The 23,123-nt window shown below is 70.4% G+C and carries 23 protein-coding genes; 12 read left to right on the forward strand and 11 right to left on the reverse strand.

Annotated features, from left to right (window positions below; translation table 11 throughout):
* The first annotated feature begins 32 nt into the window (after nt 1–32).
* Nucleotides 33–848: a helix-turn-helix transcriptional regulator gene (locus tag ACJ9NR_RS39785; RefSeq protein WP_412494584.1), complete on the forward strand. Its 816-nt coding sequence runs from the start codon at nt 33–35 to the stop codon at nt 846–848.
* 361 nt (nt 849–1,209) lie between these two features.
* Here the strand turns inward: ACJ9NR_RS39785 and ACJ9NR_RS39790 are convergent, their stop codons facing one another.
* Complete coding sequence (locus ACJ9NR_RS39790; protein WP_412494585.1) at nt 1,210–1,731, reverse strand: hypothetical protein; 522 nt, start codon at nt 1,729–1,731, stop codon at nt 1,210–1,212.
* A gap of 97 nt (nt 1,732–1,828) precedes the next feature.
* Here ACJ9NR_RS39790 and ACJ9NR_RS39795 point away from each other — a divergent pair, with 97 nt between their 5' ends.
* The 3 genes from ACJ9NR_RS39795 (at nt 1,829) to ACJ9NR_RS39805 (ending at nt 3,177) form a co-directional block, all read left to right on the forward strand.
* Nucleotides 1,829–2,068 carry a hypothetical protein gene (locus ACJ9NR_RS39795; protein WP_412494586.1) on the forward strand — a complete coding sequence of 80 codons (240 nt, stop codon included), beginning with the start codon at nt 1,829–1,831 and terminating at the stop codon, nt 2,066–2,068.
* Nucleotides 2,068–2,442 (forward strand): toxin Doc, encoded by a 375-nt coding sequence (locus ACJ9NR_RS39800; RefSeq protein ID WP_412494587.1) that lies wholly within the window; start codon nt 2,068–2,070, stop codon nt 2,440–2,442. Before ACJ9NR_RS39795 ends, ACJ9NR_RS39800 begins: the two co-directional genes overlap by 1 nt.
* A gap of 285 nt (nt 2,443–2,727) precedes the next feature.
* The gene (locus tag ACJ9NR_RS39805; RefSeq protein ID WP_412494588.1) at nt 2,728–3,177 is read left to right on the forward strand and encodes a transposase family protein; all 450 of its coding nucleotides are present in this window, start codon (nt 2,728–2,730) and stop codon (nt 3,175–3,177) included.
* Here the strand turns inward: ACJ9NR_RS39805 and ACJ9NR_RS39810 are convergent.
* A complete protein-coding gene (locus ACJ9NR_RS39810) occupies nt 3,141–3,878 on the reverse strand; it encodes a response regulator (RefSeq protein WP_412494589.1) in 738 nt (245 codons plus the stop codon). The two genes, ACJ9NR_RS39805 and ACJ9NR_RS39810, sit on opposite strands and share 37 nt — an antisense overlap.
* A complete protein-coding gene (locus ACJ9NR_RS39815; RefSeq protein ID WP_412494590.1) occupies nt 3,875–5,164 on the reverse strand; it encodes a sensor histidine kinase in 1,290 nt (429 codons plus the stop codon). The genes ACJ9NR_RS39810 and ACJ9NR_RS39815 overlap by 4 nt, the downstream gene beginning before the upstream one ends.
* A gap of 236 nt (nt 5,165–5,400) precedes the next feature.
* Here ACJ9NR_RS39815 and ACJ9NR_RS39820 point away from each other — a divergent pair, with 236 nt between their 5' ends.
* From ACJ9NR_RS39820 to ACJ9NR_RS39830, 3 genes are read left to right on the forward strand one after another with little or no spacing between them, the layout of a single operon-like run.
* Nucleotides 5,401–6,144 carry an ABC transporter ATP-binding protein gene (locus tag ACJ9NR_RS39820; RefSeq protein WP_412494592.1) on the forward strand — a complete coding sequence of 248 codons (744 nt, stop codon included), beginning with the start codon at nt 5,401–5,403 and terminating at the stop codon, nt 6,142–6,144.
* The gene (locus ACJ9NR_RS39825; RefSeq protein WP_412494593.1) at nt 6,141–7,703 is read left to right on the forward strand and encodes a hypothetical protein; all 1,563 of its coding nucleotides are present in this window, start codon (nt 6,141–6,143) and stop codon (nt 7,701–7,703) included. Before ACJ9NR_RS39820 ends, ACJ9NR_RS39825 begins: the two co-directional genes overlap by 4 nt.
* Nucleotides 7,700–8,317, forward strand: a complete 618-nt coding sequence (locus ACJ9NR_RS39830; protein ID WP_412494594.1) for a hypothetical protein — start codon at nt 7,700–7,702, stop codon at nt 8,315–8,317. The genes ACJ9NR_RS39825 and ACJ9NR_RS39830 overlap by 4 nt, the downstream gene beginning before the upstream one ends.
* Nucleotides 8,318–8,441: 124 nt before the next feature.
* On the opposite strand, the gene ACJ9NR_RS39835 is transcribed toward ACJ9NR_RS39830, so the two are convergent.
* Nucleotides 8,442–9,605 carry an epoxide hydrolase family protein gene (locus ACJ9NR_RS39835; RefSeq protein ID WP_412494595.1) on the reverse strand — a complete coding sequence of 388 codons (1,164 nt, stop codon included), beginning with the start codon at nt 9,603–9,605 and terminating at the stop codon, nt 8,442–8,444.
* 96 nt (nt 9,606–9,701) lie between these two features.
* Between ACJ9NR_RS39835 and ACJ9NR_RS39840 the strand changes: the two genes are divergently transcribed.
* Nucleotides 9,702–10,301 (forward strand): TetR/AcrR family transcriptional regulator, encoded by a 600-nt coding sequence (locus tag ACJ9NR_RS39840; RefSeq protein ID WP_412494596.1) that lies wholly within the window; start codon nt 9,702–9,704, stop codon nt 10,299–10,301.
* Between the two features lie 282 nt (nt 10,302–10,583).
* On the opposite strand, the gene ACJ9NR_RS39845 is transcribed toward ACJ9NR_RS39840, so the two are convergent.
* Genes ACJ9NR_RS39845 through ACJ9NR_RS39870 form a run of 6 tightly spaced genes read right to left on the reverse strand, consistent with a single transcriptional unit; the run spans nt 10,584 to nt 17,059 of the window.
* Nucleotides 10,584–11,537 carry a formylglycine-generating enzyme family protein gene (locus ACJ9NR_RS39845; protein WP_412494597.1) on the reverse strand — a complete coding sequence of 318 codons (954 nt, stop codon included), beginning with the start codon at nt 11,535–11,537 and terminating at the stop codon, nt 10,584–10,586.
* A 43-nt stretch (nt 11,538–11,580) separates the two neighbouring features.
* Nucleotides 11,581–13,089 carry a sulfatase family protein gene (locus ACJ9NR_RS39850; protein WP_412494598.1) on the reverse strand — a complete coding sequence of 503 codons (1,509 nt, stop codon included), beginning with the start codon at nt 13,087–13,089 and terminating at the stop codon, nt 11,581–11,583.
* Complete coding sequence (locus ACJ9NR_RS39855; protein ID WP_412494599.1) at nt 13,086–14,087, reverse strand: aliphatic sulfonate ABC transporter substrate-binding protein; 1,002 nt, start codon at nt 14,085–14,087, stop codon at nt 13,086–13,088. The genes ACJ9NR_RS39850 and ACJ9NR_RS39855 overlap by 4 nt, the downstream gene beginning before the upstream one ends.
* Before the next feature lie 32 nt (nt 14,088–14,119).
* Nucleotides 14,120–14,953, reverse strand: coding sequence for an ABC transporter ATP-binding protein (locus ACJ9NR_RS39860; protein ID WP_412494600.1), 834 nt, complete (start codon nt 14,951–14,953; stop codon nt 14,120–14,122).
* Nucleotides 14,950–15,774: an ABC transporter permease gene (locus tag ACJ9NR_RS39865; protein WP_412494714.1), complete on the reverse strand. Its 825-nt coding sequence runs from the start codon at nt 15,772–15,774 to the stop codon at nt 14,950–14,952. Before ACJ9NR_RS39865 ends, ACJ9NR_RS39860 begins: the two co-directional genes overlap by 4 nt.
* 19 nt (nt 15,775–15,793) lie before the next feature.
* Complete coding sequence (locus ACJ9NR_RS39870) at nt 15,794–17,059, reverse strand: ROK family transcriptional regulator (RefSeq protein ID WP_412494601.1); 1,266 nt, start codon at nt 17,057–17,059, stop codon at nt 15,794–15,796.
* A gap of 175 nt (nt 17,060–17,234) precedes the next feature.
* Here ACJ9NR_RS39870 and ACJ9NR_RS39875 point away from each other — a divergent pair, with 175 nt between their 5' ends.
* The 4 genes from ACJ9NR_RS39875 (at nt 17,235) to ACJ9NR_RS39890 (ending at nt 21,138) form a co-directional block, all read left to right on the forward strand.
* The gene (locus ACJ9NR_RS39875) at nt 17,235–17,564 is read left to right on the forward strand and encodes a helix-turn-helix domain-containing protein (protein WP_412494602.1); all 330 of its coding nucleotides are present in this window, start codon (nt 17,235–17,237) and stop codon (nt 17,562–17,564) included.
* The gene (locus tag ACJ9NR_RS39880; protein ID WP_412494603.1) at nt 17,561–18,874 is read left to right on the forward strand and encodes a family 43 glycosylhydrolase; all 1,314 of its coding nucleotides are present in this window, start codon (nt 17,561–17,563) and stop codon (nt 18,872–18,874) included. The genes ACJ9NR_RS39875 and ACJ9NR_RS39880 overlap by 4 nt, the downstream gene beginning before the upstream one ends.
* A 117-nt stretch (nt 18,875–18,991) precedes the next feature.
* On the forward strand, nt 18,992–20,485 hold the full coding sequence (locus tag ACJ9NR_RS39885) for a sulfatase-like hydrolase/transferase (protein ID WP_412494604.1): 1,494 nt from the start codon (nt 18,992–18,994) through the stop codon (nt 20,483–20,485).
* Nucleotides 20,482–21,138 (forward strand): N-acetylmuramoyl-L-alanine amidase, encoded by a 657-nt coding sequence (locus tag ACJ9NR_RS39890; protein WP_412494605.1) that lies wholly within the window; start codon nt 20,482–20,484, stop codon nt 21,136–21,138. The genes ACJ9NR_RS39885 and ACJ9NR_RS39890 overlap by 4 nt, the downstream gene beginning before the upstream one ends.
* Before the next feature lie 88 nt (nt 21,139–21,226).
* Here ACJ9NR_RS39890 and ACJ9NR_RS39895 read toward each other — a convergent pair whose 3' ends face one another.
* Entirely contained in the window at nt 21,227–22,492 is a 1,266-nt protein-coding gene (locus ACJ9NR_RS39895) for an ROK family transcriptional regulator (RefSeq protein WP_412494606.1), read from the reverse strand.
* Between the last annotated feature and the right edge of the window lie 631 nt (nt 22,493–23,123).

Here is a 23,123-nt window from a genome sequence, read left to right on the forward strand (position 1 = left end):
CAACCTGTACCAGGCAAGCGGCCGGAGGTGGCATGGCGCGGCAGGAACTGGCCCGCTTTCTACGGGACCGCCGAGCGGGCCTGCGCCCGCACGAGATCGGCCTGACGACGACGGGCACCGCCCGCCGTACACCGGGCCTGCGCCGCGAAGAGGTCGCGGACCTCGCCCACATGTCGGTCGACTACTACACGCGACTGGAGCAAGCCCGCGGACCGCGGCCATCGGCCCGGATCCTGGACGCGCTGTCCCAGGCCCTGCGGCTCACGCCGGCCGAACGCAGCCACCTCTTCCGCCTGGCGGGATCGAACCCGCCGCCCGGCAGCAACGCCGTGCGGCGGGTACGCCCGCACGTGGCCCGGATGCTGGAGCGGCTGCCCCAGACCGCCGCCATCGTCACTGACGCAGCGTACGGCGTCGTCGCCTGGAACCCCCTGGCCCAGGCGTTGCTCGGCGGCGACCTCGCGAGCGGGACGACGAACCTGGCCCGGCGCCGCTTCCTGGGCCAGGGACGGATGTACGAGAGCTCCAGCGCCGAGGAGTTCGGGCACATCGTGGTGGCGCGACTTCGCCGGGCCGCCGACCGCTACCCGCACGACCCTCAGGTGACCGCCCTGCTGGCCGAACTGCACGCCGGCAGCGAGGAGTTCCGGCAGATCTGGCAGACACGTCCGGTCCACGCACCCGGGCACCGCACCAAGACCCTCCACCACCCCCAAGCCGGCACGCTGCGGTTGAACTGCGACGTCCTGCTCGTGCCCGAGGACGACCAGGAAGTCGTCCTGATCACCGCCGACCCCGGATCACCTGCCGTGCGGGCCCTGCACAGGCTGGCCAGGCAGGCGACCTGAAACGGATGACGCGGACAGGCCTCTCTCCAGCGGTCACAGGATCATGGTCGCGTCCCACGTCGTGGTGTAGGGATCAAGCGCTCCGCGTTCCGCTTCTCGGCCATGGTGATCTCTGCGAAGGCCGCAAGCCCACGAGACATGCCGACCAGGCGGGTTGGACGCCCGACGCGGGGCGTGAAAGGCAGCCGTTTCCACGGGCCGGTGTAGGCGGCGCCGCATCCGGTGCAGCAGGCGAGGTAGAGGGCGGGGGTGTGGGCGGAGGCTGGCACGACCGGGTGGGTCGTGCCCTCGATGAGAGCGCTCAGGGCGGGCCACGGAGACATGCAGGTGCAGGCCGGTGCAGCGGTCTCGGGGCGATCGCTCATGAGGGCTCCGGCGTGACCGGAGGCCGGGCGCGGCGGCTGTCGGGTGTGCGGCCGATGCCGCGGGCGACGGTTTCGGTCTCGCTGGGGCCGTAGGCGGTGCGGATCCCGGAGGGCGTCATGCCGCCGGCCCGGGCGAGGGGTTGGAGCTTGTAGGGGCGTCCGCCATGGAAGTCGCGGCCGTGGGCGAGCAGATGACGGATTTCGCGGTCGGCCGCCTCCCGGGCAGCGCGGGCGTTGCCGGGAGCGATCAGCTGGGGGTCTTCGCGCAGGTCATCGTGCGGGACCTCAAGGGCTGAAGCGTAGTCCGCACGGGCCTGTTCGGCCTTCTCGCGGGCCTCGGTGTACAGCTCCTCGGGCGTGACGTCACCGTGCTGTGGCAGGGGGATGCGGATGGCGGCGATGTCACCGATCAGATCCATGATTACGACGACCGCAAAGTACTGCGCTGACCGCGATGGCGTCGAGGTGTTCGTGACCGCCGCGCGGGCGCCGGCACGGCGTGCGCCGCCGTGGCTCACACGCCTCCGCAGTTGTGGCGCAGCTGGACCACGGGGATGTGGGCCCGGTCAGCCGCACCTGCTGGCCATCAAGGTACCTATTAGGTACCATCGCGGTATGCCGTCCTTGAACATCACCTTCACCGAAGATGAGATGGCGGAGGTCCGTGCCGCCGCGGCCGCCGCCGGGCAGTCCCTCAAGCAGTACGTGCACGACCTGCCGCTGCGGGAACGTCAGCGCAAGCAGTTCGTGCGCGTAGCTGTCGAGTGGGGCGAGCAGCACCGCGACGAGTTCGACGACGCATTTCCCGACGAGGTCCCCCCGGCCGGTCGTCACCAGGGAGCTGCAGCCGCCTGATGGTGCTCCATATCGACGTGTCCTGGCTGCTCGACGTCCAGGAACAGGCCGTGCCTGAGGATGTCAGCGTCGCGGACTACTCGGCCCTGGTCTCCGCGGTCGCCCGGCACAAGACCCGCATCCCCCGCCCCGACATCCCGCAGCCGGACGCCTCCTGGCGGGCTGCCTCGCTCCTGCATTCCATCGTCCGGCTCGACCCGCTGCCGTACCGGAACTCGCTGTACGCCTGCCAGGTCGCCGTCGCCTACATGAACGCCTCCGGCGAGGGAATCGACCCTCCCTACGGGGCGCTGGTCGAACTCGTCCGGGACATCCAAGCCCGCAAAGCGACCGTTTTCCAGGCGGCGGACCGGATCCGAACCTGGCGCATCTGAGAACGAGGCGCCGGCCCTGTGCTCACAGCCGCACCGACAGGGGCCCCGGCGCCACCCGCAGACGGACCAGACCGGCCGTCACCGGTCACCGGGACCAGCCCGTCAGGAGTCACGGACGCCTCCCTGCAGCGTGAATCCGCAGCAGGCGTCGGGACTTCGGCCTCCGGCTCTCACAAAGCGTGCCCGGGAAGTATGTCGGCAGGGACGCCCCAGAGCGCCGGTCGACGACACGGCGCCCCTGACGGCCGGTGGACGACCACTCACCGTCTCGGCCGGACGAACCTGTTGGAGCGGCTGGCCGAGGTGTCGGACCCGCGCGACCCGCGCGACCCGCGCGGCGTGCGCGGCGTGCGCGGCGTGCGCGGCGTGCGCGGCGTGCGCCACACGCTGGCCGTGGTGCTCGTGCCGACCGCGTGCGCGGTGCTTGCCGGAGCGACCCCGCTGGTGGCGGTCGGCGAGTGGATCGCCGACGCACCCGCCCACGTGCTCCAGCAACGCGGCGTCCGGCCCGATCCGCTGCTGCCCCTCCATTCGACGCTCTCCGAGTCCGCCGCGTGCCGGCTGCCGGCTTACCGACCGCTGCCCGAAGGCGGAGGACCCCGGCGGGCTACGCGCGCCTGCGGTGGACGGGAAGGGTCTGCGCGGGGTCACCCGGACGCGGGGCTGTCGGGCCCGCACCGGACAGCGTCGAGCGCCCGCTACCGTGAGCCCGGCGTGACCAGTCCGGTCTCGTAGGCGACCACCACGGCCTGGGCCCGGTCGCGCAGGCCGAGCTTGGTGAGGATGCGGCCGACGTAGGTCTTGGTGGTCTGCTCGGCGATCACGAGCGCATCGCTGATCTCGGAGTTGGACAGGCCGCAGGCGATCAGCCGGAGGACCTCGGTCTCGCGCTGGGTGAGCACGTCGAGTGCGGGCGCCGGTGGCGGGCCGCCGTGGGGGACGCGGGCGAAGTCGGCGATCAGGCGTCGGGTGACCGATGGGGCGAGCAGCGCCTCCCCCGCGGCCACCACCCTGACCGCTTGGACCAGTTCGGCGGCAGTGGCGTCCTTGAGCAGGAACCCGCTGGCCCCGGCGCGCAGTGCCGCGTACACGTAGTCGTCGAGGTCGAAGGTGGTGAGCATGAGCACCCGCGGGCCCCCCGGCTCGGCCGTGCCGTGCAGGATTTCCCGGCTCGCCTGGAGGCCGTCCATCACCGGCATCCGCACGTCCATCAGCACGACGTCGGGCGACAGTTCCCGGGCTCGGGCGACAGCGGCGGCTCCGTCCGCGGCCTGGCCGACGACCTGGAGGTCCGGTTGGGCGTCGAGCACCGCGGCGAAGCCTTCGCGCACCATCGCCTGGTCGTCCGCGATCAGGCAGCGCGTGAGGGCGGGGCGTGAAGCAGGACCCGAAGCGGGATCGGACGCGGCGCCGGAAGCAGGACCGGCGGTGCTCATCCGGTCTTCTCCAGCGGGAGCACCGCTGACACCTCGAAGCCCCCCGTCGGTGTCGGCCCGGTGGACAATGATCCGCCGAGCAAGGCGACCCGTTCGCGCATCCCGGTGAGCCCGTGGCCGTGCCCGCTGCCGTGACCGTAGCCGTCGTCGCTGTCCGGTCCGTGCTCGTGCCCCGGCCGGACAGCGGAACCGCCCGGATCGTTGGCCACTCGCACCTGGACGGCGTGCGCCTCCTGATGCACCGTCACGGCGACTGCGGCGCCCGGGGCGTGGCGGCCGGCGTTGGACAGTGACTCCTGGACGATCCGGTACGCGCACACACCGACCCCCGCGGGCACCCCGCCCAGTTCGTCCGGTACCGAGAGGCAGACCGTCACGCCTGCCCGGCGGGCGGCGTCGACCAGTGCCGGCAGATCGGTCAGTTGGGGCTGCGGCGCGAGAGCGGCCGGCTGGTCCTGGCGCAGCACGCCGAGCAGCCGCCGCATCTCCGTCAGCGCCTCGCGGGCCACCCCGCTCATCGCAGCGAACTCGGCGCGGGTGGGTTCCGGCAGTTCGCCCAGCCGGAAGGGAGCGGTCTCCGCCTGGACCGCGATCAGAGACAGGTGATGGGCCACCACATCGTGCAGTTCCCTGGCGATCCGCGTGCGCTCCTCCAGCACCGCCCGCCGCGCCCGCTCGGCGTCGGTGCGCACGGTCTGGGTGGCCAGCGCCCGCTGGGTGCGCAGCCGGGAGCCGATGCTGTCCACTGCGACCGCCACGACCGTGAAGACCAGCGTGGCGCCCGCCGGACCGTTCAGGTTCGGGATGTCCCGGACCAGCCACCAGACCCAGGGAATTAGCGTCAGGGCCCACATCCACCACAGCGCCGCCCGCCGCTGCCGGACTCCCGCGAGGCAGAAGGTGACGAGCAGCACCAGCATCTGTGGCGGCCCCCAGGGCCAGCCGCCCCACCAGGCGGCGGGCAGCAGCGGGGACAGCAGCAGCGCGAGCCAGCCGATCCGCCAGGCGAGCATCGGACGCATCGCGACGAGCACGAGCGGCAGCACCACCACGGCGGCGAGCAGGACCTGTCCCGTGCCGGGCGGTCGCTGGGCGCCGCCGAGAGTGGTCCCGTGCACGTGGGTGGCGTTGACGGCGGCCGACACGATCGTCGCCGCGACCAGCGCCGCGTATTCCGCCCGGCGCTGTCGTGGCGAAGCGGGCCGGACCGGTTCCGGATTCGGCCCGGCCAGCACCCGGACCAAGGCACGCCAGGCATTCCGTGCCCACCCCTGCAGCCGATTCACGAGTTCAGCGTAGGGGGGCCGAGCCGCCCGATCATCACCCCTGGATGGTCATACCCAGGTATGACCCGGGCCCGCATCCGGCCCGGAATGTCCTCCGCACGTAGCACCGGGATTCGTCCGCCCCGGGGTGACGACCCCGCCCTCACCCGCCGGGCAGCCTGGCACCGACTTGCCCGCCCGCTGGAAAACAGCCGGAAGGCAAGCCCGGAACAGATGGAGACAGGGGAAGGAGCACGATGAACGTCCAGATCAGCGGGCTGACCCGGCGCTTCGGCGCAGTGCAGGCGGTGGCCGGGGTGGACCTGCAGGCCGGTCCCGGGGTCTTCGGACTGCTGGGGCCGAACGGCGCGGGGAAGACCTCGCTGCTGCGGATGATGGCGACGGCCATACCGCCGTCCTCGGGCAGCCTGCGGCTGCTCGGCCGCGATCCGGGCAGTTACCGCCCTCGCTGTGAGATCCGGCGCAGGCTCGGCTATCTGGCGCAGAACCCCGGCTACTACCCCGGGTTCACGGTGGCGGAGTACGTCGAGTACTTCGCGTTGCTGAAGGAGGTGCCGCCGGCCCGGATCCGCGCCGCGGTCGCGACCGCCCTGGACCGGGTCGGGCTCGGTGACCGGAACAGGGCCAGGCTGCGCACCCTGTCCGGCGGCATGCTGCGCCGGGCCGGCATCGCTCAGGCCATCGTCAACGAGCCGGAGTTGCTGCTGCTCGACGAGCCGACCTCGGGCCTCGACCCCGAGCAGCGGGTGTCGTTCCGGGCGCTGCTGCGCGAGTTGGGGCAGCGCTCGACGGTGGTGGTGAGCACCCATCTGGTCGAGGACGTCGCCGCCGCCTGCGCCGAGGTGGCCCTGATGGACCAAGGCAGGATCGTCTTCCAGGGGACGCCCGCGGGACTGGCCGCCCGAGGCGACGAGCAGGACACCGGGGACACCCCGATCGAGCGCGGATACAGCGCCGTCCTCGCCCAGGCGCGATCATGAGCGCGGCGGCCACCGCATCGGCGGCCCGACGACCCGGCCTGCTGCCGCCGCGTCTGCTGCGCCCACTCGGGCTGCTCCGGCTGATCCGTCTCGAGTTGCGGCACAACGCGATGTCCTGGCTGCTGCCGGTCGTGATCGGGCTGTTCTGGCTCACCACCTACCGCAAGGACATGGCCATGCCACCGCTGTGGAACCTGCGTGCGTCCGGGCTGCAGAGCGGGGCCGTGCTCGACTTCGCGATCCCGGTGACCGGCGCGGCGGCCTGGACCGCGTCGCGGGAAGCCCGCCGCCGCCTCACCGACCAGTTGGTCGTCACCGCGCGCCCGCGCTGGGAGCGGCAGTTCGCGTCCTGGCTGGCCACCACGGTCTGGGCGGTGGCGGCCTACATCGGCTGTGTGGCCGTCCTGTACGGGGTGACAGCCCATCAGGCTCGCTGGGGCGGGCCACTGTGGTGGCCGGTCGCTGTGGGGGCGGCGAGCCTGCCCGCCTTCGCGGCCCTGGGCTTCGTGATGGGGACGCTGCTGCCCGGGCGCTTCACCGCACCGCTGGTGACCGTCGCCGCGTTCCTCGCCCTCGCGCTCAGCACCGAGCTGATCCACGGCAGCCAGTCCGCCTGGCAGGTCTCACCGGTCGTCACCGGGCCGTGGGACCTGGAACCGCAGGCGGGTGTGGCGACCTTCTACCCGTTCACCTCCGATCTCTCCCTCGCGCAGGTGATCTTCCTGACCGGGGCCACCGTCGCGCTGCTCGGTGTGCTCGCGCTGCCTCCGGGGGCGGCCGGCCTGTCGGCGCGCGTGGCGGCGGCCGGGCTCACCGGGACTGCCGTGCTCGTGGCCGGGACCGCGGTGGTGCTGGCCGGATCCGGCACTCTGGGGCCGCAGGGGCAGATCACCATTCCGGCTCTGCACGATCCCGCCGAGGACCGGCCGCTCCGGTTCACGCCGGTGTGCGGCGACACCGCGATCCCGATCTGTCTCAACCCCGCCTACGCCTCCTACCTGCCCACCACATCGAACGCCCTGGCGCCGGTGCTCGACCAGTTGTCCGGGCTGCCGGGCGCGCCGACCCGGATCCTGCAGGTTCCCGTGACCTACCGGCAGGACACCGGCAACAGCGTCAGCGTCCGGCCGGAGAGGCCACGCGGGGACGGCACGGCAACCGGGTTCCCTCTGGTGCTCCCCGTCCAGCTGCCGGGGCCGTCCCTGACGGGCGCGCAGATGGCGGGCCAGGTGGCCGGGACGTACGGCCCGCAGCTGGTCACCCGCCTCATCGGCACCGGGCCCGGCGCGTCCCCCGCGCAGAACGCGGTGGCCAAGGCGCTGCTGCTGGCTGCCGGCCTGCGCGAGCCGACGGACCCGGCCGCCTCCCCCGGATCGGACGGACGAGACGGAGCAGGCAGGTCAGGCGGGACCGACTGGCCGAGTCTGACGGCGGGGACGCCGGCCTACGCGGCCGCCGAACGCTTTGCCGCGCTGCCGAGCGCGACCCGGCACGCCTGGCTCGTGCGGCACCTGGCCGCGCTGCGGGCCGGCGGGATCACCCCCGAGCAGCTGCCATGACCGGAGCCCGCCTGCTCCTGCTGTACGCCAAGAGCCGCCGGGTGCCGTTCGCCCTGCTGGCGGTCGCGGGCTGCGCCGCCGGGCTGCGGCTCGCACTGCTCAGGCAGTGGGACGCCTACGGCGCGCTCCAGTTGCCGCTGATCTTCGAGGCCGCCGCGGCGGTCGGCGTCACAGCCACCGCGGCGAGCCCGCTCGGCGAGCCGGAGCGCGTGTCCGTGCGGTGGCTGCCGTATCTGCGGTCGGCCGTCACGCTGGCGCTGACCGCGGTGGCGGTCGGCCTCCTGTGCTCCGCCGGTATCGGCGGGCACCTGGCCGGCGGCACCCTGGACGTCCTGCGCAACGTCACCGGGATCACCGGCATCGGCCTGCTGTGCGCCACCGCGCTCGGCGGTGGCCTGTCCTGGACCGGCCCGACGGGCTACCTGGTCGCGGCGGTGTACGCGCTCTACACACAGTGGCACCCGCCCGCGCTTTCCACCCCGTGGCTCTGGCCCGCGCGCCCGCCGCACGATCTGGGCGGTGCCCTCTGCGCCGGGCTGATCTTCGCCTGCGGACTGGCGGCCCTCACCGCGCGCGGGGCGCGTGAGCGCCCGGCCGATCCCGACGCGGCATGACGGAGGTCTGTACGGTGAGCGGGTCCCTGGGCACAGCCGTGCACGCTGCGGGCAGCGCACCGCGAAGGCGGCCCGCGACTCGTCTGCGACCGCTGCGGGTTCGAGGGACTCCTGCTCGGCGGAGTCAGGAACGAAGGGTGCGCAGGCCGGTGCGGATTTCGCCGACCAGAGTCCCGGGCTGCTCCAAGGCCGCGAAGTGCCCGCCCTTATCGGCCTCTCCGTAGTGGATCAGATTGCTGTAAGTGTCTTCGATCCAGCTACGGGGCACGCGTGGGATGTCCCTCGGGAAGACGGTCACCGCGACCGGTAGCGTCACTTTCGGGCCGGCGAAAGTGAGCGATTTGTTCTCCCAGTAGATGCGGCCGGACGACGCTGCGCTGTTGGTGAACCAGTAGAGGGATATCGCGTCAAGCATGTCGTCCATGCTGAGGGCGTCCTCGGCGAGCCCGTTGTTGTCGGTCTTGGACTGGAACTTCTCGTAGATCCAGGCTGCCTGGCCAGCGGGAGAGTCCGCCAGGGCGAATCCGACCGTCTCCGGCTTCGTGCCCTGAAGATGGTTCGACCCACCGAGCTCGCCGGTGTAGAGGGCGAGGGTCTCCACGGCGTAGCGCTGTTCCGGCGACAAGGTGTCGGGGATCTGTGCGGGAAAGGCATATTGGGTGTTCAGATGAATTCCGAGAAGCCCCTCAGGTTGCATGGCCCCGAGGGCGGTGGTGACCACGGCGCCCCAATCGCCGCCTTGCGCGGCCCACCTCGTGTAGCCAAGACGCTTCATCAGCTCCACCCACGCGCGTGCGATGCGCGATACAGTCCACCCGGTCGCCGCGGGCTTCCCGGAGAACCCGAACCCGGGCAGCGACGGGACGACGACGTCGAATGAATCGGCGGCGTCCCCTCCGAACGAAACCGGATCGGTCAGCGGGCCGATCAGCTTCAGGAACTCGACGATCGAGCCCGGCCATCCGTGCGTGAGTATCAGCGGCATCGCGTGGGGATTCTTGGACCTGACGTGGATGAAGTGGATGTCCAGCCCGTCAATCTCGGTCTTGAATTGGGGGAAGCGATTGAGCTCGGACTCGAAGCGCCGCCAGTCGTAGCCGCGCTCCCAGTAGTCGACCAGAGACCTGGCGTTCTCCACGCGAACCCCTTGCGACCAGTCGCCCACCGTTTCCGGATCCGGCCATCGAGTCCTGGCCAGTCGCTGCTTCACATCGGCGATCTCCGAATCCGGGATCGAGACGGTGAACGGGCGGACGAGGGCCGAGGTCGGCGGCGTCGGTGCGGTCATTGGCTTCTTCCCCTGGCTCCGGAACACGGCGCAACCCTCCGTTGCACACTGCTGTGCAATCTACTTCACTGCACACTGGTGTGCAACAATGGTGCCGTGCCCACCGAGTCCTCCCGTGTGCGCTCGATGAACGAGACACGCGATCGCATCCTCGACGTCGCCCTCAATGTGCTGGGAGACAACCCCGACGCCGGCATGGGCGACATCGCCTCCGCTGCCGGCGTCGTCCGTCGCACCGTCTACGGCCATTTCCCCTCGCGCCTCGACCTGGTTCGCACACTCACGGAACGGGCCGTCACCGAGATGACGGCCGTGCTCACCGAAGCCGACGCCTTTGACGCGGAAGCGGACGCGGTGTGGGCCGGGTTCATCTCCCGCCTCTGGCCGGTGGCGCACCGGTACCGAGTGCTGCTGGCGCTGCGCAGGGGCGAGTACAGCGAGGCGATCCACGACCTGCTCGGGCCGGTCGACGAGCTCCTCGCGGACCTCGTGAAACGGGGCCAGGACAGCGACGTGTTCGCACAGCACCTGCCGGCCGGCATTCTGAGCCAGGTTGCCTACGGCGCCGTGTTCGCCATCGTGGACAGCGATCTGCCGAACGGGAGCCTCGGCGCCCGGGCAGCGACGATCACGAGCCTGCTGATGCTGGGAGTTCCCGAGACGCGCGCAATTGCTCTCGTGGGCGACCCGCCCTGACCCGCAGCACTCAAGCAAACCGCGGATCGTCTTGCTCCGGACACGGCGGCGTGTCCGTCACGAAACGCGCGTACATCCGCGGCCGCACCCTCGCAGGGCACGAGTGCGCAGCAGCGGGCCCCAAGAGCCGATACCGCGGGCTCACCCTCCACCAGATCCTCGACCCAATCCGGGACCTCCTGAACTGGTGGACCGGCACCTGCACCACCTGCGACCAGCCCCTGCCCACAACACCCGCCACCAGCCGGAACCCAAGAGCCGGAGCAACCCAACGGAGTCCTGCTACACGTCGTTGGCGCACCGGAAGCCAAGGTTCCCGGCGGATGAGTCCGGTGTGTTCGAGGAACGGGCAGCCACCCGATAGCGGTTGCAGTACGAGTGGTGGCAGAGATAAGAGCCTCCGCGCAGCACCCGCGTCGTGCCCGCCTCGGGCCCGCGCGGGTCGTCGACCGGTGCCTGTGCGTAATAGGTGGGCGAGAACCAGTCGGCGCACCACTCCCATACATTGCCCGCGGTGTTCCACAGCCCGTAGCCGTTGGGCCGGTAGGACCTGACCGGTGCGGTGGTCAGATAGCCGTCCTCGGCGGTGTTGTGGTCGGGAAACCGGCCCTGCCAGATGTTGCAGCGCCAGCGGCCGTCCGGGGTGAGCTCATCGCCCCAGGCGTAGCGCCGGCCCGCCAGACCGCCGCGGGCGGCGAATTCCCATTCGGCCTCCGTGGGCAGCCGTTTACCCGCCCACTGGGCGTATGCCGTCGCATCGTTGAAGGAGACGTGGACGACCGGGTGGTTGCGGCGGTCCGCGATGCCGGAGCGCGGCCCGTCCGGGCAGCGCCAGTGCGCGCCTCGCACGTTGATCCACCACGGGGTACCGGCGGCTGTGCCGAGCAGATCGGCCGGTGCCGCGTCGACGGCGAGGTGGAAGACGGCGGAGGAGCCGTAGCGCTCGGCGTCGGTCTCGTGCCCGGTGGCCTTGACGAACGCGGCGAACTGGGCGTTGGTGACCGCGGTCTCGTCGATGTGGAAGGGCTTCAGACGCACCTGGTGGACGGGGCCCTCCCCATCGGCGGGATACCCCTCCCCGAAGGCGTCCCCCATCGCGAATTCGCCGCCCGGTAGGCGGACTTGTCCCTTGGTGGACCGCAGGCGCACAGCCTGCGCCGGTGGCTCGGCCCGGGCCGGCACGGCGCTGACAGTCGTGGCGGTCGGCGTACAGCAGGGGCGGTGGTCGCTGGTCATCCTCGGTCCTCGTTCTGCGGCTCCCGTCCGGCGGGCCGGCCGGCTAGGGCTGGTAGGTGGACTCGTCGAGCCCGCTGAGCGTCGGGTCGTGCCCCACCTCGCCGATGTCGTACATCGACGTCATCCAGTGATAGAAGTTGTCGCCGCGCTCGCGCAGCACGTCATAGAGCCGGCGCATCATCCGGCTGCGGACCTCGGCCCGTTCGGGGTGCTCGTAGACGTTCTGCAGTTCGTCCGGATCGGTGTGCAGGTCGTACAGCTCGTTCACCGAGTCCGGGTTGACCACCAGCTTGTAGCGGTCCTCGCGCAGCATCCGCTGTGGATAAGGGAAGTGGTGGCCGTGGAACTCGCAGACGATGTCCTCGTCCCACTCCGGGGCCTCGCCGCGCACCAGCGGCAGCAGACTGCGCGAGTCGAGCGCCGGCTTCGGGTCGATGCCCGCGAGTTCCAGGATGGTCGCCGTGCAGTCGAGCAGGCTCACGAACTCCGAGCGCACCGTCCCGGCGGGTGCGCCCGGGACCCGCAGCAGCCCAGGAGTGCGGTAGATGTCCTCATACATCGCGGGGCCCTTGTCGTGCAGCCGGTGGGAGCCCGTGAATTCGCCGTGGTCACAGGTGAAGAACACCGCCGTGTCGTCGGCCAGGCCGAGCCGCTGCATCGCGTCCATGACGCGGCCGATCTGCCGGTCGATCAGCGCGACATAGCCCCAGTAGACGGCGATGAGCTTGCGGGTCGTCTCGATCGGCATGGTGTCGAAGGTCCAGTGTGCGCTGTAGTTGCGCTGCACCGGCGGCTTGCCCTGGAACGTCTCGGAGACGGACTTGGGCAGTTCGACGTCCGCCGGGTCCACGAGGTCGAAGTATTCGTCGGGCAGGATGTAGGGCAGATGCGGCCCGTAGAAGTGCAGGGCGAGGAAGAAGGGCTGCGTGCGCTCGCGGTAGTCGGCCGCGTACTTCTCGAGGTGCTCGATGGTCCGTGTGGCGAGGTAGTGCTCGAAAGTGGCCTCCACGGGCTGGTGCAGTCGCGCGGCCAGCAGATTGCCGGGGCCTCCGTTGGGGAGAGTGCCGCGGATACGGTCGCTGATCTCGTACGGCGGGAGCCCGCGCTCATCGAGATACGCGAGGTAGTCGGGGTTGTCCACCGGGTTGTGCCAGCCGGGCAGTTCGGGCCCGTCGAAGCCGTAGTCGGCAGCGGTGCGCCGGTTGCCGGCGTGCCACTTGCCGATGAGGCCGGTGTTGTAGCCCTCTTCGCGCAGGGCCCCCGAGAAGGTGAACTGGCCCTCGGGAAGGTCCTCGAGATAGCCGACGTTGCGCTCATGGTTGGCGAGGACCCGGTGGCGGAAGGGCGCCTGACCGGTGAGCAGGCTGGCGCGGGCGGGGGTGCAGATCGCGGTGGGGGTGTACCAGCGGTCGAAGCGGGTGCCGGTGGCGGCGAGTTCATCGAGAACCGGCGTGCGCGCCAAGGTGTTTCCGTAGGCGCCGAGTGTGTCCACACGATGCTGATCGGTCATCAGGAAGAGGATGTTCTTGCGGTCGCTGCGGGACGCGCTCACTTGCCGGCCTCCATGAAGAGGTCGCCGGTGTAGTACGACTTCGGGTCGACGGGCTGCTTGAGTTTGCCCGCCTCGACGAAGTAGTCGTTCATGCCCTTGAGCCACTTGTCGACGGTGCCGTCCTTGGTCAGGGCATCGAGCTGGTCGACGCCGAGCAGCTTGTTGTTGGCGGCGTCGGCCTTCACCTGGTCCACGGGGATCTTCAGCTTGGCGGCGGTGAGCTGGATGGCTTCGTCGGTGTGCCGGGCGCGGAAGTCGATGGCGTCGCGCAGTACGGCGAGGACCTTCTTGACCTTGTCAGGATGCTCCTTGACCAGCTTGTTGCCGGCGACGAAGGCGGTGGGGAAGGAGACCTCGTCCTTGAAGTCGCTGTCCTTGGCGAGCTCGACAAGGCCGGGGACCTGCTTCTTGATGGTGGCCGCCGCCGGGTACCAGAAGCCCGCCGCGTCGACCTTCTTGGAGGAGACCGCGGCCACGATCGTCGAGGGGTCCATGGGGACGGCCTTGATGTCGCTCTTGGTCATTCCCGCCTTCTTCAGGGCGAGCGTGAGGATCATGTCGCCGGAGGTGCCCTCGGGTACGGCGACGGTCTTTCCCCTGAGCTGCTGCATGGAGTTGATGCCGGGCTGGGCGATGACCCGGTCGGAGTTGCCGAGGGTGTTGAGGGCGATCACCTTGGCCTTGCCGGAGGCCGGCAGCCACATGGCGCCCGGGCCTATGTAGCCGAAGTCGAGGTTGTCGGTGCCCAGTGCCTGGATCTGGAGCGGGCCGTTGGTGAAGACCTTGCTGTCGGCCTTCAGGCCGTGCTTCTTCCACAGTCCCTTGGCGTCGGCGATGGCGATCAGGCTGGCGCCGTTGAAGTCGCCGATGTAGCCGAAGCGCACGGTGTCGCCGCCCCCGCCGCCGGCCGAACCGCTGCCGCAGGCCGTCAGCAGGGCCATCGCCGCAAGGCCCGCGGCGCCGGCGAGGAGGTGTCTGCGGGTGAGGGTGGGTGCCATGATGATCGTTCCCTTTCGGATCGGGTGGTGGCTCAGTGGGTGGCGGCGAGGGCGGCGGTCGCGCCGACCTGGTGGTACACGGAGTGCCATACGCGGTTGCGCAGCCGGGCGAACTCGGCGCTGAGGCGGAAGTCCTCGTCGCGTTGGACCGCGGGGACGTCGATGACGTCGTAGATCCGTCCGGGGCGGGATGCCATGACGATCACGCGATTGGCCAGGAAGACGGCCTCGTCGACGTCGTGGGTGATGAACAGGACGGTGCGTTTGTCCTGGCTCCAGGTGCCGAGGAGCTGTTCCTGCAGCTTGACGCGGGTGAGTGCGTCCAGGGCTCCGAAGGGTTCGTCCATCAGCAGGATCGAGGGGCCCACGGCGTAGGCGCGGGCGATGGCGCAGCGCTGGCGCATGCCGCCGGACAGCGTCTTGGGCAGGGCGTCGGCGAATCGCTCAAGACCCACCAGGTTGATGAAGTGCTCGGCGCGCCTTCGGCGTTCGTCCTTCGCCATGCCCATGGTGCGCAGCCCGAACTCGACGTTCTGGCGCACGGTGAGCCAGGGGAAGAGCGCGTACTGCTGGAAGATCACCCCGCGTTCGGGGCCGGGTCCGCTGACCTCTTCGCCGTCCACGAGTGCCCGGCCCTCGGTCGGGCTCTCCAGGCCGGCGAGGATGTTCATCAGGGTGCTCTTGCCGCAGCCCGAGGGGCCGACGACGGTGACGAACTCGTTGTCCGCGATGTCGAGCGAGACGTCGTCGAGCGCGGTGAAGGTCTCGCGGCCCAGGGCGAAGGTCTTGGTGACGCCGCGGACGGAGATCTTCGCGGGCTTGGGTTCCGTGGCGGGCTTCGCTGTCCCGGCGTGCTTGTCGGTCATCGGCGTTCCTGCCATCCGGTGAGCTTGCGTTCGGCGAGGAGCAGGATCCGGTCCATGAGCAGGCCGAGGATCCCGATCGAGATGAGCCCGACGAAGATGGTCGGGAGGTCGTAGTAGAGCTGGGCGTTCTGCATGCGGTAGCCGAGCCCTTTCTGGGCGGCGATCAGCTCCGCGGCCACGAGGGTGGCCCAGGCGGAGCCGAGCCCGACTCGCATGCCGACGAGGATGAACGGCGTGGAGGCCGGCACCACGACCCGGGCGAAGATCCTGCCGTCCTTGGCGCCGAGCACCCGAGCCGCGTCGATCAGTGTGCGGTCGACGTTCACCACGCCCTGGTAGGTGGAGATCACACAGGCGAGGAATGCGGCGAGGAAGATCACGAAGATCTTGGGTGTCTCGTCGATCCCCATGACCACGATGGCCAGCGGGATGATCGCGAGCGGCGGGATCGTACGGAAGAACTGGATCCAGGGCTCGATGAGCGCACGGGCAGTGGCGTACCAGCCCATCAGGAAGCCGACGGGTATCGCCACCGCGGTGCCGAGTACGAAGCCGATCACCACTCGTGTCAGAGAAGCGAGTACGTCGTCGGCAAGCGTGCCGTCGCTGATCAGTGCGCCGGCCCGGGAGACGACCTGCGGCGGGGTCGGGAGCTTGAATCCGGTGGCGGCCAGGGCCCACCACAGGGCGATTCCGAGCACCACGGACACAGCGTTGAGCACAAGTGCTCGCCGCTGGTTGCGCTGACCGGACGGCGTCCTGGCGGACTTGGCCGCTGGGCCCGGCGGTGCCTCGGGCGTCGTGTCGGACAGGGCGTCCATGGGACTGGCACCCTGCTGGTCAAGTACGTGCATGGGCGGTTCTTTCTGTGATGGAGTCGGGTGCATCCGTACGGCCCTTCACCTCAGCGATTTCGGGGTACTTCGCGAGCAGCGGGGAACTGTGGAAGACCGCCGCGAGCGCACCGAGAGCTCCGTCCTCGTCCGAGAGACGGGCGGCCTCGACCACAGGCCCGGCCGACGCGGTGGGGAAGAGTTCGGCCGCGAGGGTGGCGGCGACCTGTTCCACGATCACCGGGGCGAGCCTGGTGATCTCCCCGCCGATGACGACCTTCGCCGGGTTCAGCGCCATCGTGGCCGAGCCGACGACCCGGCCGAGTGCCGCCGCGGCCTCGCGCAGCACGCTGTCCACCACGGGATGAGCGCGGGACACCGCGGCCGCAAGGGCGTCCAGGTCTTCCAGGGGAAGGCCGAGCTCCCAGCATTTGGCAAGGATTCCGGGCACCGAGACGACGGTCTCCAGACAGCCGCGTTTGCCGCACCGGCAAGGCCGGCCCGCCGGATCGACGGTGACATGCCCCAGTTCACCCGCCAGCCCTCCGGATCCGGTGACCAGCTGACCGCCGACGACCAGGCCGCCGCCGACACCGTCCGAGAGGCGTACGTACACCAGGTCGGCGACGCTCGTCGCGCCGCTGATCGCCTCGGCGAGTGCGGCGAGGCGGGTGTTGTTGTCGATGATCACGGGTGCGTCGAAGCGGTCGGCGAAGGCGGTGTCGACGCCTTCGGGTGCCGGGCGCAGCACGGGGGCGCCGGCCGAGGCGCGCGGCCAGGGCGCGCCCTGGGGTGCCGGATAGGGGCCGGGTACGCCGATGCCGATGCCCTGCAGCGCGCCGTAGTGGACGCCCGCCTCTGCGCTCAGCCGGTCGAGCAGGGAGAGTGCGAGCTCCAGGCGTACGGGCCAGGAGGCCGAGTCCTCGTAGCGTACGGAGCCCGAGACCCTGATCTCGTGGGAGGCGTCGGCGACCGCCACATGGACCCGTCGGTGCCCGAAGTCGACCCCCATGAACTGCGCGGACGCCGGGTCGAGCGCGAGGCGTTCGGCCGGGCGGCCGCTGCCCGCGCGCCGCGCGGCGTCGGTGTCGACGACGACGATGGCGCCGCGCTGCAGCAGGCTCCCGACGATGTCGGACAGCGTGGTGCGGGACAGGCCCACGACCCGGGCTATCTCTCCCCGGCTCAGGGCGCCGTTCTCCTGCAGGGCACGCAGGACGCAGTCCTCATGGGTCCGTCTGACCAGGGCGTGCACTCCGGTGGGCATCTGCATGCCGGTCAACGTAGGCAGGCTGGAATATTCCGTCAACCATCCGACAGAATTATCCGGCGGTAGACCGCAGATCCAGCACAGGCACCACCTGAACCCGCAGCGGCTTGGCTCATGTCATCCGGATTATTCATCCGGAGTGTTGACGTAAAGAGCGGACCTTCCCATGCTGTGCCGCATGCCTGAAAGTGACGGCACCCCGATACGAACCGGCCGACGGCACGAGGCACTCGTGCTCGAACTGCTGCACCGACACGGTCCGCTCAGCAGAAGCGGACTCCAGAACCTCAGCGGCCTGTCCAGAACGACCGTGTACGACGCGGTCGCCAGACTCGTGGTCGACGGCACTGTGGTGATCCACGGCGCCCCGCTGGCCTGGCGCAGGCGCGGCCGCCCCGTGGAGCTGCTGACCGTCAACACCAGGACGACGACGGTGCGCAGCGCGCCCGCCGCCGAGTCCGGCAGAGCCGACGGCACGGACGACGACAAAGGAGATCGCGCACGATGACTTCGCACGCCCTGCCGAGAAGGTCGCTGCTGGCCGGAGCCGCCGGTCTCGCGGCCGGGGCCGCGCTGCCGGTCACCGCCGGCCCGGCCCGCGCCGCCGCGCCGCGGCACTTCCCGGCGAACTGGCCGGACCCCGAACCCTACGGCCTGGCCGACGACCGCCTGGACCTGTGGCCGCGCGACGACAACTCCTTCACCCTGCCGCTCGAGCTGCGCCCACGCGACGAGGAACTCGGGCGGGTCTGGATACGCGACTTCTACGTCAACTGTCACCGGGCCGACGGTCGCCGCCCGCTCTACGTCGCCACCGGGACCACCCGGGTGCCCGGCCTCGACACCGCCGGCCCCTGGAACGACGGCATCTTCATGTGGACGTCCACCTCCCTGCGCGGTCCCTGGCGTCTGGCCGACACCACCGGCATCCGGCCGGGCACCGAGAAGGGCAAGGTCTGGTCGCCCGAGTTCGTCGACGAGAACCGGCCCGGGCGCACGGTCGTGGCCCCGTGGCAGGAGTACTGGTACGACGCCCTGTTCGGCAAGCGCGGCAACGTCTGGGCGCCGGAGGTGCACTACTTCCGCGGCACCTGGTACATCGTCGCCTGCATGGGCGACCGCGCGCCCAAGGTCGGCTCGTTCCTGCTGGTGAGCGACGGGGGCGTCGAGGGTCCGTACCGGCTCGCCGAGGGCAACCTCGACAAGCCGTTCGGCGATCCGCTGCCCGACGCGCCGCACATCGGTCACGGAGCGCGCTACCACATCGACGGCAGCATGTTCACCGAGGGCGACAACGCCTGGCTGGTGCTGCACAACAACCTGTACGCCCCGTTCCGGGACGACATGGAGGACATCGTCCCGACGACGAACCTCCCGGCGTTCCAGCAGCAGCCCTACAGACCCGAGCCGTACCTGGAGGGCGCCTACGTCTTCAAGCACGGCGGCAAGTACTTCCTCGTGCAGGCCGCGTGGGACCGCACCTCGACGGCCGCCGACGGCAGCATCCGCCACGCCTACAGCGGCGGCGGGACGCAGTACCAGTACGACGCGGTCGTCGCCGTCGCCGACCACCTGGAGGGCCCGTACTCCCGGCGCTGGACCGCGGCTGTGGGCGGCGGCCACAACAGCGTCTTCGCGGACGAAGGCGGTCATCTGTGGGCGACCTTCTTCCGCAACCCGAGCTTCGGCTACTGGGCCGACCCGGCGCGCATCGCCGACGCCGCGGTGCCCGGCGTCGTCCGCCTGGAGTGGACCGGCCCGCAGGGCAACCGCCTCTACGTCCAGCGGCAGAGCCGAGGCCAGACCATCGGCGGGTGAAGGCCCAGGACGACGCGATCCCCCCAGCGAGGCGTCGACGGGCGCCGCGCACGCTCGGGTCGACCCGCGTCCCCGCCCCATTGCTCCGAACACGTTGTCCCACTGGAAGGGAACACTGTGACCTGCCCGACCGCTCCGAACATCGTCTTCTGCATGTCCGATCAGGTCCGCGCCGACTTCACCAAAGGCATGGGCTTCGAACTCGACACGATGCCCTTTCTCGACTCCCTCGCCGCCAAGGGCACCCGCTTCCGCCGCGCGTACACCACGGCTCCGGCCTGCGTCCCGGCGCGCACCAGCCTGCTGACCGGCAGATGGCCCAGCACCCACCGCGTCCGACAGAACTCCGACACCGGCACGACGCAGGTGTCACGCGGCGAGGACCTGCTCGACGTCCTGCGCGGCGCCGGCTACCAGCTGTTCTACGCGGGCAAGACGCACATGTACCGGGACAACCCGGCGGAGTACGACGCCTTCTCCGAGTACGGGCACACGAAGGCGCCGGACCACACCACCGAGCAGCGGGCCTTCACCGCCTATCTGAAGTCCATCGACATGGGCCCGACGACGGCGCCCACGCCGTTCCCGGCGCAGCAGCAGTACCCGTACCGGATCGTCTCCGACGCCATCCAGCAGATCGACGCGCGCGACCCCGACAAGCCGTTCTTCGCCTTCGTCTCCACCCCCGAGCCGCACAACCCGTACCAGGTGTCGGAGCCGTACTACTCGATGTTCTCCGAGGACGAGATCCCCGAGCGGCTCACCGGCCCGGCGGACGCGGAGGCCAAGGGCGGCGCCTACAAGTGGCTGCGCGACCTGGTGGAGGACAAGCGCCCGGGCTACGACGGCCTCTGGCGCCGCTACCGTGCCACCTACTGCGGCATGCTCCGCCTCATCGACGACCAGTGGCGCCGGCTCGTCGACCACCTCAAGCAGCAGGGGCTGTACGAGAACACCCTGCTGGTCTTCCTCGCCGACCACGGCGACTACACCGCCGAGTACGGCCTGCAGCGCAAGGGCGCCGGCATCCCCGAGGTCCTGGCGAACGTGCCCGTGATCGTGCACGGCTGCGGCATCAAGGCACAGGACAACAAGACGGACTTCGTCTCGATCGCCGATATCCTGCCCACGGTGTGCGAGGCGATCGGCCACCCCATCCCGCTGGGCGTCCAGGGCCGCAGCCTGTGGCAGATGCTCACCGGCTCCGACTACCCCGCCGCGGAGTTCGCCGACATCGTCACCGAGCGCGGCTTCGGCGGCCTGCCCTACCCCGCCGACGCCCGGCCGCCGCTTCACTTCCCCTACGAGGGCACCAGGTACGACGAGCTGAACAGCGTGACGCAGAGTGGTTCGTCGCGGATGCTCCGGCACGACCGCTGGAAGCTCTACGAGCATGTCGGCGACGTGGGCGAGCTCTACGACCTCGACAAGGATCCGATGGAGCTGCGCAACCGCTGGGACGATCCGAGCCTGCGCAAGGTCAAGGCCGATCTCATGCAGCGGCTGCAGCGATGGGCGGTCCGGCTCACCGACGACCTCCCCAAGGGCGTCTACGAGCCCAGGCTCGCCCCGCACAACTGGTACCGGACCTCGGAGGATGACGGAGCATGACCGGACCGAACCACCTCGGCGACGCCCACCAGCAGGCCGACCCGTCGCGCCGTACGGTCCTGCGCGGTGCGGCCGCCGTGAGCCTGGCCACGGTGGCCACGACCGCGGCTGCCACCGGGACCGCCTCCGCGGCCGGCGGCTCGTCCGCCGCGGTCGTCGACCACCCGGGCGCACAGTGGCTGCCCGCCGCCCGCACCAATTTCCGCACCGCGCAGCGTCCTCACACCCATCCGATCGACTACGTGCTCATCCACGTGACGCAGGAGCACTTCGACGACGCCGTCACCGTCTTCCAGAAGCCCGGCCGCAAGACCTCGGCCCACTACGTGGTCCGTTCGGCGGACGGCCACATCGGGCAGTGCGTCAGGGAGAGGGACATCGCCTGGCACGCCGGTCACCCCGACTACGACGACCGCAGCATCGGCATCACCCACGAGGGCTGGGTCAACTCCACCCGCTGGTTCACCGAGGAGATGTACGCCGCGTCCGCGGCGCTCACCGCGGCCGTGTGCGTCCGCTACGCCATTCCCGTCGACCGCACCCACATCCTGGGCCACCACCAGGTGCCCGGGACCACCCACACCGACCCTGGGGCCAACTGGAACTGGGAGCACTATCTCGAACTGGTGCGCCAGGTGAAAACCGCGAGCTGAGCATGGTCAGCGGCCGGCGGAAGGGACCGCGGCGCGGATGTCTCCGGCGAGCGTCCCGTTGGGGTCTCGCCGGTCGGGACCCTGCCTGTCAGGAACGGACTTGGGCGGCTCTTCCTGGGGTCGGGGCGGATCCTTCGGAACAGGCCTTCACGTCGGCGGTCTCGGGATACTTCGCCAGAAGGGGGGAGTTGTGGAAGACGGCTGCGAGCGCGCCGAGGGCGCCGTCGTCGTCCGAGAGCCGCGCGGCCTCGACGACGGGACCTGCCGCCGCGATCGGGAAGAGTTCGCCGGCGAGAGTGGCGGCCACCTGATCCACCATCACGGGTGACAGCCGAGCGATCTCTCCGCCGACGACCACCTTCGCCGGGTTCAGGACCATCGTCGCGGCTCCCAGGACCCGTCCCAGCGCCGCGGCCGCCTCCCGCAGCACGCGTTCCGCGACGGGGTGCCGGCGGGACACGGCCTCCGCCAGAGCCTCGGGGCCGTCCAGGCGCAGACCCAACTCCCAGCAGGTGGCGAGGATGCCTGGCGTCGAGGCCACGGTCTCCAGGCAGCCGCGCTTGCCGCACCGGCACGGACGGCCCACCGGTTCGACGGTCACATGCCCGAGTTCGCCCGCCAGCCCGGTGGAGCCGGTGACCAGCCGGCCGCCGATGACGAGCCCGCCGCCCACACCGTCGGCCAGGCGCACGTACAGCAGATCGGCGACGCTGTCCGCGCCGGTGATCGCCTCGGCGAGAGCGGCCAGGCGGGTGTTGTTGTCGACGATCACGGGCGCGTCGAAGCGTTCGGCGAAGGCCGCGTCCACCCCGTCCGGAGCCGGTCGCAGAATCGTCGCGCCCGGGGTGGCGCGGGGCCAGGCGCTCTCTTCAGGCGCCGGGTAGGGACCCGGGACGCCGATGCCGATGCCCTGAAGTGCCCCGTAGCGGACGCCGGCTTGGGAGCCCAGCCGGTCGACGAGTGCCAGGGCGAGCTCGGTGCGCATCTGCCAGGACGCCGTGTCGTCGTAGCGGACCGACCCCGAGACCATGATCTCGTGCGAAGCGTCGGCGACGGCGACGTGGACCCGCCGGTGCCCGAAGTCGACGCCCATGAACTGCGCCGACGCGGGGTCGAGCGCGAGGCGCTCGGCCGGCCGTCCGCTGCCCCGTCGGCGGGTGTCGTCCTTGTCCAGGACGACGATGGCCCCTCGCTGGAGGAGGTTGCCGGTGATCTCGGAGAGGGTCGTGCGGGACAGGCCGACGACCCGGGCGATCTCGCCGCGGCTCATGACACCGTTCGCTTGGAGGGCGCGCAGCACGCGGTCTTCATGGGTCCGCCTCACCAGGGCGTGCGCTCCTGCGGGCTTCTGCATACAGGTCAAGGTAGGAAGGCCGAGATATTTCGTCAACACTGCGGCAAAAGCAACTGGCAAAATCTTCACACGCGGCAGTGCGGCTCGCCCGGTCCGCCCACCGGAGGAGGCCCACGATTCCGGTTCTGGCAATGCCGTGAACAGCGGCAACGTCCACCACATGCGTCTTTGAAGCGCCCGGATGGATCATGGCAAGCACCTCCGCACATCCGCCTGATCTCTGCCGGCCGGCGGTGAACGTGCGCCGCTGTGTCCAGTCTGTCCGGGAAGATCGCGCGCGTTACGCAATCTTGACGTAGCAGGCGGGGAGCTCGCACACCTCATTGACGTGCACAAACACCCTGTCGGATGGGCTGCGGCAGGGAGCGGGATCGTCCGGATTATTTATCCGGAGTGTTGACCTAATGAGGCGGTCGTTTGAATGCTGTGCGGCATGCCAACCAGGGACCTCCCTCCGAGACGTGGTGGATCGGAGCACGAGGTGCTGGTGCTGGAACTGCTGTGCCGGCACGGCCCGCTCAGCCGGAGCGGGCTCCGCGAGCTCACCAGATTCTCCCGGACGACCCCGTACGACGCCGTCGCGAAGCTCGTCGACGACGGCGCCGTGGTCGTCAGCAGGTCCGGATGCACG

It is taken from the genome of Streptomyces sediminimaris, assembly GCF_047049295.1.
In the GTDB taxonomy this organism is placed as follows: Bacteria; Actinomycetota; Actinomycetes; order Streptomycetales; family Streptomycetaceae; genus Streptomyces; species Streptomyces sediminimaris.

Excerpts from the sequence above, each read along its gene's own strand:
- ACJ9NR_RS39870 (WP_412494601.1), bottom strand. The coding sequence starts at position 17,059 with ATGCAGATGCCCACCGGAGTGCACGCCCTGGTCAGACGGACCCATGAG.
- ACJ9NR_RS39825 (WP_412494593.1), top strand. The coding sequence starts at position 6,141 with ATGAGCGCGGCGGCCACCGCATCGGCGGCCCGACGACCCGGCCTGCTG.
- ACJ9NR_RS39795 (WP_412494586.1), top strand. The coding sequence starts at position 1,829 with ATGCCGTCCTTGAACATCACCTTCACCGAAGATGAGATGGCGGAGGTC.
- ACJ9NR_RS39830 (WP_412494594.1), top strand. The coding sequence starts at position 7,700 with ATGACCGGAGCCCGCCTGCTCCTGCTGTACGCCAAGAGCCGCCGGGTG.
- ACJ9NR_RS39835 (WP_412494595.1), bottom strand. The coding sequence starts at position 9,605 with ATGACCGCACCGACGCCGCCGACCTCGGCCCTCGTCCGCCCGTTCACC.
- ACJ9NR_RS39845 (WP_412494597.1), bottom strand. The coding sequence starts at position 11,537 with ATGACCAGCGACCACCGCCCCTGCTGTACGCCGACCGCCACGACTGTC.
- ACJ9NR_RS39865 (WP_412494714.1), bottom strand. The coding sequence starts at position 15,774 with ATGGACGCCCTGTCCGACACGACGCCCGAGGCACCGCCGGGCCCAGCG.
- ACJ9NR_RS39890 (WP_412494605.1), top strand. The coding sequence starts at position 20,482 with ATGACCGGACCGAACCACCTCGGCGACGCCCACCAGCAGGCCGACCCG.
- ACJ9NR_RS39785 (WP_412494584.1), top strand. The coding sequence starts at position 33 with ATGGCGCGGCAGGAACTGGCCCGCTTTCTACGGGACCGCCGAGCGGGC.
- ACJ9NR_RS39800 (WP_412494587.1), top strand. The coding sequence starts at position 2,068 with ATGGTGCTCCATATCGACGTGTCCTGGCTGCTCGACGTCCAGGAACAG.
- ACJ9NR_RS39875 (WP_412494602.1), top strand. The coding sequence starts at position 17,235 with ATGCCTGAAAGTGACGGCACCCCGATACGAACCGGCCGACGGCACGAG.
- ACJ9NR_RS39820 (WP_412494592.1), top strand. The coding sequence starts at position 5,401 with ATGAACGTCCAGATCAGCGGGCTGACCCGGCGCTTCGGCGCAGTGCAG.
- ACJ9NR_RS39855 (WP_412494599.1), bottom strand. The coding sequence starts at position 14,087 with ATGGCACCCACCCTCACCCGCAGACACCTCCTCGCCGGCGCCGCGGGC.
- ACJ9NR_RS39895 (WP_412494606.1), bottom strand. The coding sequence starts at position 22,492 with ATGCAGAAGCCCGCAGGAGCGCACGCCCTGGTGAGGCGGACCCATGAA.
- ACJ9NR_RS39880 (WP_412494603.1), top strand. The coding sequence starts at position 17,561 with ATGACTTCGCACGCCCTGCCGAGAAGGTCGCTGCTGGCCGGAGCCGCC.
- ACJ9NR_RS39810 (WP_412494589.1), bottom strand. The coding sequence starts at position 3,878 with ATGAGCACCGCCGGTCCTGCTTCCGGCGCCGCGTCCGATCCCGCTTCG.
- ACJ9NR_RS39860 (WP_412494600.1), bottom strand. The coding sequence starts at position 14,953 with ATGACCGACAAGCACGCCGGGACAGCGAAGCCCGCCACGGAACCCAAG.